Genomic DNA, 1,929 nt, shown 5'->3' on the forward strand with positions numbered 1-1,929 from the left:
CCATTCCACTAGATAGCAGGAAGGCACTGATTACCGTGCTGGGATGATTCTTTAACGAAGGCTTGTTCAATCTTGAGGTATTCTTTGTATAGGGGCTCTCTCGATTTTTGGAGTAAAGCTTCCTGAACGGTATCCTTCGCTTCGTGGACTTTCATGTAAATCTTATTCAAAGAGTCTAAGCGGGTACGCACGGAACTTAGACTCTTCTCGTAGTTCACGTAAAGATCATGCGTAGCAGAACCCGTTACTTTCACTGTAGGTAGACTGGCAAAATCTCCCTTAACCGTGATGGGTTTATTTTCTACGAAGACCCCAAAATACTTTGTCTTACGGTAGTCTTTATCCGTAATAACGCTCATCATAAAGGGGTGCAGGGCTTTTCCCTGAATGGTGAAATGGCCCTTCTTGACCGCTACAGAATCAAGCTTTGCGTTTAAAGCTTCCGCTCCAAAAACCGGAGTTTTTTCGAAAGTATACGTACGGTACATTTAGGCCTTTTAATGTCCGCGGAAAGCGTGTAGCCCGTCTGGGCTTCTCCCAGCGTGGGTAGAGTCAAAAGACCCAGGCTAAAAAGCCAAGCAAGGAATTTTTCATGCGTTTACTTATTGAGGGTTTTGTACGAGGTTAGGATTAACGGACATCTCCGTTTGCGGTAATAAAAACACAACTGTAGCATCCGTTGGCTGAACGGTAATTTATCACCGGGCAGGTTGGTGGTGTAGCTGCGTACGAGGGGCCGATTATTGCGAAGAAGATCATCCCGGCGGTAGCCAAATTCAAAGGCTAATTCCATCCGACGTTCATCGAGTACCGCATCGAGTACGGTGGCCCGGCCCCGTAGATTACTTTCGCTGTAAAGGTCCGTCAAACCGGCCCGCTGACGGATGGCATTTACATCGCTCAGGGCTTCCGTATTCCGGCCCAGCTTAGCTAACGCTTCCGCCCGATCCAGCAGCAGTCCGGCGTAGCGGGAAAATACGGGTGAACTCAGCCGAATATTCCCGTTTTGCGTGTATTTATTAACAAAGTAACGCGTGCCCTGGGTATTAGTCATCAGGGAAACATAATGCTGGAGACGAGCATCCGTCTTACCTTCATTAAGTAAAGCCATCAGCGGTTCCGAAACAGCGGCATACCGGGAATCGGTGTAATCGTAGTTGATTCCAAACGTGGCGGCAGTCTGAGCAGAATTCATCCGCATGCAGAAAATGGTCTCCTGATCCGTACTGTGATCAGTCGTAAAATAGTTGGTAAACTCCGTTCCGGTGACCAGTTTGTATTTGTTCTGACGCGTAACCAGGTTTACAGTTTCAACCACTTTCTCATTTTCCCCCCGTTGCAGATAGACGTTGGCCAGTAAGGCATAAGCGGCATTTTTACTGGCATAGGCATTGCCTTTGTCGAGGGTCATCAGGCTGGCGGCCTGCATCAGATCGGTTACCAGCTGATCATAGCATTCTTTGACCGTATTACGAGCAGGTAAAGCGTTTACATCCGGCTTCGTCAGGAGGGTACGCCCAGGTTCTGAGCCGGATTCTGAGCATACGGAAGCCCGAAAATGCGTACCAGAGAAAAATGCATCAGAGCTCTCAGATAGAGGTTTTCGCCTTTGAGCTGGAGGTCCGCCGCTGGAGCATTGTCCGGAATGGCCTGAATTACCTGATTACTGGCATAAATTAATTTATAGGCTCCGTCCCACATCACATTCAGCCCTAGCAGGGTACTGGTATGTTGGTACGTGTAAATCCCTATGGAGGTAGTAGTGGCATTATCTCCGGCCAGTAGTACCTGTACATTGTCACTGGACAGTTCCGTAAACCGATGAAAACGGGCGACGAGAGAATTGATTCAGCAGCATCGAATAATTACCGTAGGTAGCCGATTTGCAGATTAGCCGAATTTCGAAAGAAAGGTGGAGGATTCGACCTG

Annotated in this window: 3 protein-coding genes; all 3 read right to left on the bottom strand. The window is 48.2% G+C overall.

Annotation, left to right across the window (positions count from 1 at the left end; genetic code table 11):
• Positions 1-8 precede the first annotated feature (8 nt).
• Positions 9-488 carry a DUF4369 domain-containing protein gene (locus BWI97_RS26930; RefSeq protein ID WP_102203482.1) on the bottom strand — a complete coding sequence of 160 codons (480 nt, stop codon included), beginning with the start codon at positions 486-488 and terminating at the stop codon, positions 9-11.
• A gap of 110 nt (positions 489-598) precedes the next feature.
• Positions 599-1,507, bottom strand: a complete 909-nt coding sequence (locus tag BWI97_RS26935) for a RagB/SusD family nutrient uptake outer membrane protein (RefSeq protein WP_255403263.1) — start codon at positions 1,505-1,507, stop codon at positions 599-601.
• Positions 1,504-1,704: a RagB/SusD family nutrient uptake outer membrane protein gene (locus tag BWI97_RS27940; RefSeq protein ID WP_158242898.1), complete on the bottom strand. Its 201-nt coding sequence runs from the start codon at positions 1,702-1,704 to the stop codon at positions 1,504-1,506. Before BWI97_RS27940 ends, BWI97_RS26935 begins: the two co-directional genes overlap by 4 nt.
• Positions 1,705-1,929 lie beyond the last annotated feature (225 nt).

Origin of the sequence: Siphonobacter sp. BAB-5405 (genome assembly GCF_002872335.1) — a bacterium.
In the GTDB taxonomy this organism is placed as follows: domain Bacteria; phylum Bacteroidota; class Bacteroidia; order Cytophagales; family Spirosomataceae; genus Siphonobacter.